The organism is Moorena sp. SIO3H5 (genome assembly GCF_010692395.1).
In the GTDB taxonomy this organism is placed as follows: domain Bacteria; phylum Cyanobacteriota; class Cyanobacteriia; order Cyanobacteriales; family Coleofasciculaceae; genus Moorena.
Window position 1 is genome coordinate 1 of sequence record NZ_JAAHHS010000482.1, and the last position, 5,317, is coordinate 5,317.

Consider the following 5,317-nt stretch of genomic DNA (forward strand, 5'->3'; position numbering starts at 1 on the left):
GAGTGCAGACGTGTGCCTTAATTTTTTCTCGTGGTAAGTTTGGGGGTGGAGAGTCTACAATCCGAATAGCGATCGCTCCTAGCTGTTGAGTCCCGAATGACACACTCAGAACATCTCCAGGATTGATTGATGCATCCAATGAATTACGATAAGTATATATACCTTGAACTCCTGGACAATCTACTAGGACTTCAACCCACTTTTCTTGGCCACCACCAGAAAAGTAAAGTGCTCTAGGCTCAGCTAACAGTAGACCTAAAGGAGGATTAGACATAGGGCAGCTTTAGTTTGGGAAGGCTCCTATTCTATCACTATTGATAGATAGGAAAATTCTAAAATATGTGAGATCCTGTTTCCAGAGTCAAAAAAAATAATAAAAGCAATGGAAAGAGAATTATCTCTCCTGCTTTCACCCGCTTACTGTAACTAAAATCTATGTAATTAAACATTTCGTAATTACAGATACAACTAGCCAAACTGCTTCTGGTAAGCTTAAAATCATTAATTTATAATCACGTCAATCACACATAAACTACTTGAAGCAGGTTGGGTCACTGATATTTGAGGGTTTGGAGCGTGTTTTAGCTCCTCTGTCTAGAGTATTAAGTTCTTTGTGAAACCAACAACACCCATTTTTGATAACAGATTTCTCTTTAACGGCCAATTTTCAGCAACAGACAGCCTCAATCCCTCAGGGCAACGGTTTTAAAAAACTTAAAATACACTTGCAACTCACACATCCCTATGAATATTACAGAATTAAACCAAACTCATACAATGCCTTCTACGGAAGAGAAAGATTTTTTTGTTACTGATCACATTGAGCCAGAGGAAACTGATTTACAGCGTGTAGCCGTCGAATTCACCGAAGATGATGAACTAGTGGTATCTACTTCCTATAATTTTCGGAAAAGCGGCTCTGATGACACAGTGGGTGCATTCTTCAAGGAAATGGCTCGTTACCCATTGCTCAAGCCAGACGAAGAAGTAGATTTAGCCCGTCGGGTTAAGTTCCTAGTAGAAATCGAGCAACTCCGCAACAGCTTACACGAAAAATTAGACCGTAAACCAACCAAGGCTGAGGTAGCTGCAGGGGTTGAGATGACAGAACGTCAGTTGGAGGGGAATTTATATCGCGGTCGTGTGGCAAAACGCAAGATGATTCGCTCGAACTTGCGGTTAGTGGTTTCAATTGCTAAACGATATATTAATCGGGGTGTACCATTTCTAGATTTGATTCAAGAAGGTGCGTTGGGCTTAAACCGAGCAGCAGAAAAGTTTGACCCAGATAAGGGTTACAAGTTTTCTACCTATGCTTATTGGTGGATTCGTCAAGCCATTACTCGTACTATTGCCAATGATGCCCGAACTATTCGTCTACCAATCCACATTGTAGAAAAGCTAAATAAACTTAAAAAAGCTCAGCGGGAACTTAAACAACAACTGCAGCGCAATCCTAATGAAATAGAACTTGCTCAAGCGCTAGAAATTTCCCCCTCCCATTTGCGTCAGTTACTAGAATTGCGTAGGCGCTCCCTTTCTTTGAATCACAGAGTTGGTAAAGGGGAAGACACAGAACTGATGGATTTGCTCGAAGACAATGATCTACGATTGCCCGAAGATAAGATGAATGAATCCATGATGCGCCAGGAGATTTGGGAAGTTCTCAGTGATGTCCTGACTGAGCGGGAAAAAGATGTGATTTCTCTACGCTATGGTTTAGCCAGCAGTGAACCCTACACCCTAGAAGAAGTAGGAGGCATGTTCAATCTCTCTCGGGAACGGGTGCGTCAGATTCAAAGCAAGGCCATGCGTAAGCTACGCCGTCCCCAAGTGGCTCGACGGCTTAGAGACTGGTTGACCTAGTGCAGTAGGGCTTAATTGAAGCTCCTGAATTCTAGATAAAGGGTAAGCTATCAGCTATCAGCTATCAGCCAACAGCTTTTGAAGAAAATAAGCTGACGGCTGACCGCTGTTGGCGTAGCCTGCGCGAGCGCGCATATGCTTACTATAAAGATTATGTACAAATCAAGTAATTCCGGTTAATCACTTACTAAATAATCTTTGGCTAAATCATCTTTGTTAAAAAAATCTCTGGATTATTTTAACAGAATGGTAATAAGTAATTGTCAAGTACCCATTACCCATTACCCAAGAAGGGATATGATAATTAGTCAAATTGTATTTTTTGATTGTCCCTTTGCCAGCACTATGGGTAACTTTACCTTAAGAGCAGCTACAGAAGCTGATGTAGCGATTCTGTTTAATTTGATTAAGGCCCTAGCAGAGTATGAAAAACTCTCCGACGCTGTAACTGGCAATGCTGATGATCTCAAAGAACACCTGTTCGGCGCTAAACCCTACGTAGAGGCGATTATCGTTGAACAGGGTGGTCAAGGGGTGGGATTTGCACTGTTTTTTAACAACTATTCAACATTTCTAACTAAGCCAGGAATTTATCTAGAAGATTTATTTGTGCTACCGGAATATCGCCGCCAAGGCATTGGTAAAGCCATACTAAGTTACCTGGCTCAGCTAGCAGTGGAGCGTGGCTATGGGCGTTTAGAATGGAGTGTGCTGGATTGGAATGAACCTGCGATCGCATTTTATGAACGTATGGGAGCAGCAGTATTGCCAGACTGGAGAATTTGTCGAGTGACTGGGACAGGTCTCAATCAGCTAGCTGAGTTTACCGATCGGGATTCGACTCACTAATGTAGGTCAAATGCTATACTACAACCTATATACAGCTGCGACCCTAAACGCCTAGTTGCAGGTAAAATGCAAAAAGGACATAGGGTAATTCCTATACTGCTTATTATTAATATAATCACTAATGACTATTTGGGTAAACGAGCAGATTGATCCATCGGGTCTTCTCTACTCTTGTATTGCTACATGCGACGAAGAGCAGGCGAGGGATTGCCACGAGTCGTTTCAGAACAACTTGACTGATCACCAAAAAGCAGCGGGTTGGGTTGCCCGATTACGCACAGTTAAGTCTTGGGATGAAGTACCGGTGAATACCTTGAAACTGAATTAGATCAATTAAGAATTAAGAATTAAGAATTAAGAATTAAGAATTAAGAATTAAGAATTAAGAATTAAGAATTAAGAATTAAGAATTAAGAATTCTATATTAATTCTACATTCTACATTCTACATTCTTAATTCTCAGCCCAAGATCTATTTGGGCTTGGGCAGTCGTAGCAAGTTGGAACGGATTGGACCAAGAATCTGGTTTAGCTCACGCAATTGATCAGCTGTCCCCATACAAATCAGCAGGTCTCCTGACATGAGTTTAGTGTCACCGTCTGGTCCAGCAATCAGACGACCAGAATCCCGGCGAATTGCTAAGACCATAGCACCAGTTTGCGATCGCAATCGGGCGTCCCTGAGGGTTTTGCCCACGCAAGGACAGGTTTCGGGGTCTAGCAGAAACTCTTCCATATAAAAAGACCGATCAGTTCCGGTTAGAATCCCATCCACAAAATCCATGACTTGGGGTCTAAGGGCTGCAGCTGCCAAGCGTCTACCACCAGTAATGTAGGGAGAGACTACAGCATCTGCACCAGCTCGTTGCAATTTTTGAACAGCTTCTTCGGAGCTAGCACGAGCAATGGCTCGAATGTTGGGATTAAGGGTTTTGGCAGACAAGATAATATAGAGATTTTCGGCATCTGAGGGCAGGGCAGCCACCAGACAAATTGCCCGTTCAATCCCCACATTTAGCAGAGTTTCATCCAAGGTGGCATCTCCTTGTACAGAAATACAACCCATATCCTGGACAGCTTGAACCTGTTCCAATCGGGAGTCAATAGTGACAAATGGGATTCTCTCAGCCTTAAATTCCAGAGCAATTTGACGCCCAGTCCGTCCAAACCCACACAAAATGTAGTGTTTTGTCAAACTATCTAGCAAGCGCTTCTGTTGCCTCATGCGAATTCCATCTTGAAAGTAGCCTTGAATTAGGGCTTCTGTAAACCGGTTAACAATGTAACCGATACTAATAATGCCCATAAAAATTAAAGAAATGCTGAATAGTCTTGCCCGATCTCCCATCGGCCGTACTTCTTGATAGCCCACTGTCGAAAGGGTGATTACCGTCATGTAGGCTGAATCCAACCAGCCCCAGCCTTCCACCACCCGATACCACAGAGTTCCAATCAGAAATACACCCCCGAGAGTGATCGCACCGGCAATCAGCTGTTGGCGAAGACGTCGATATTTTTGCTCAAGGATTGAATACACCGTTGGTTGTCATGGGTTAACTTAACTTATTACCTAGAGAAAATTCAGGTCAAACTGGCAACACCGACAGCTGACAATGGTTTTTAATATTACATATATAAATATGATTAAGTTTATTGTTTTGCTATCGGTATAGTTCACAGATATAGTTCACAGATATAGTTCACAGATATAGCAGTGCTAAATGATTTTTAAAATAAGCGTGCCCTTAGTGGACGCGATCGCGTTGGCTGTGGCCGTAGGCGACGCTGCGCGAACGCCGAATCGCGTCCGCTTACCCGAATCGCTATAACCCTTGCCCAGAAAGGATTTAATAGTTTAAAAATTTTAAAACTTTAGTATTGTTATAGAGTTCACAGATATAGTTCACAAATATATTTCACAGATATATTTCACAGATATTCACAGATATAGTAAAGTGTTCAAGACATATGAAACCAGGCAGTCAATGCGACTGCCAAGGCATCTGCTAAATCATCTGGTTTGGGGATGGTGTCTAAGTTTAACTCCCGCATAACAGCCTGCTGAACTTCATATTTATCCGCATTACCATATCCGGTCATTGCCTGCTTAATCTGACCCGGTGTAAACTCTACCATTGGAACTTCATGTTGTGCTGTTACTAACACCACAACACCCCGTGCCTGAGCTACGGAGATCGTATTACTCATACGGTAGAAAAAAAGTTTTTCAATCGCCACCAGATCTGGTTGGCAGTGTTCAAGCAGGGTGTGTAAATCCTCGTAAATCGTACACAGTCGTGAGCCGTAATCAGTCTTGGCAGGGGTTTGGATGATGCCAAAATCTAGCAACTGCAATGGTTCAGGGGTTTCCTGTATTGGTGACTGGCTAGAACGTTTTGCCACTCCTAAGGAGCCTTTTGTGTGTCCTGACTTACTAATTTGGGTTATTTGGCAACTAATTGCGCCAAAACCTAAAGTAGCTAGTCCTGGGTCAATTCCCAAAATTCGCTTTTCCATCTGGCTCACTGCAGTTAATCCCTTTCCCATCTAATCACTAGATTGGGTTAATGGTGTTAGTGCTATCATCCTTAGTGCCTAGGCTA

At 42.7% G+C, this 5,317-nt stretch carries 5 protein-coding genes and 1 pseudogene; 3 read left to right on the forward strand and 3 right to left on the reverse strand.

The genetic code is table 11. The features are described 5' to 3' along the window. Positions 1–274 (reverse strand): annotated as a pseudogene (locus F6K52_RS31780) (hypothetical protein); the annotation flags it as partial. A gap of 470 nt (positions 275–744) precedes the next feature. Between F6K52_RS31780 and F6K52_RS31785 the strand changes: the two are divergent. The 3 genes from F6K52_RS31785 to F6K52_RS31795 all read left to right on the forward strand — a co-directional run bounded on the left by F6K52_RS31785 (position 745) and on the right by F6K52_RS31795 (position 3,043). Beyond that, positions 745–1,866 (forward strand): RNA polymerase sigma factor, RpoD/SigA family, encoded by a 1,122-nt coding sequence (locus F6K52_RS31785; protein ID WP_293088334.1) that lies wholly within the window; start codon positions 745–747, stop codon positions 1,864–1,866. A 345-nt stretch (positions 1,867–2,211) separates the two neighbouring features. Then, on the forward strand, positions 2,212–2,715 hold the full coding sequence (locus tag F6K52_RS31790; RefSeq protein WP_293088349.1) for a GNAT family N-acetyltransferase: 504 nt from the start codon (positions 2,212–2,214) through the stop codon (positions 2,713–2,715). Positions 2,716–2,836: 121 nt separating this feature from the next. Continuing rightward, positions 2,837–3,043 carry a glycogen debranching protein gene (locus F6K52_RS31795; RefSeq protein WP_293088339.1) on the forward strand — a complete coding sequence of 69 codons (207 nt, stop codon included), beginning with the start codon at positions 2,837–2,839 and terminating at the stop codon, positions 3,041–3,043. A 143-nt stretch (positions 3,044–3,186) separates the two neighbouring features. On the opposite strand, the gene F6K52_RS31800 is transcribed toward F6K52_RS31795, so the two are convergent. Then, on the reverse strand, positions 3,187–4,251 hold the full coding sequence (locus F6K52_RS31800; protein WP_293088343.1) for a potassium channel protein: 1,065 nt from the start codon (positions 4,249–4,251) through the stop codon (positions 3,187–3,189). Positions 4,252–4,673: 422 nt separating this feature from the next. After that, complete coding sequence (gene ruvC, locus F6K52_RS31805) at positions 4,674–5,231, reverse strand: crossover junction endodeoxyribonuclease RuvC (RefSeq protein ID WP_293088347.1); 558 nt, start codon at positions 5,229–5,231, stop codon at positions 4,674–4,676. Positions 5,232–5,317 lie beyond the last annotated feature (86 nt).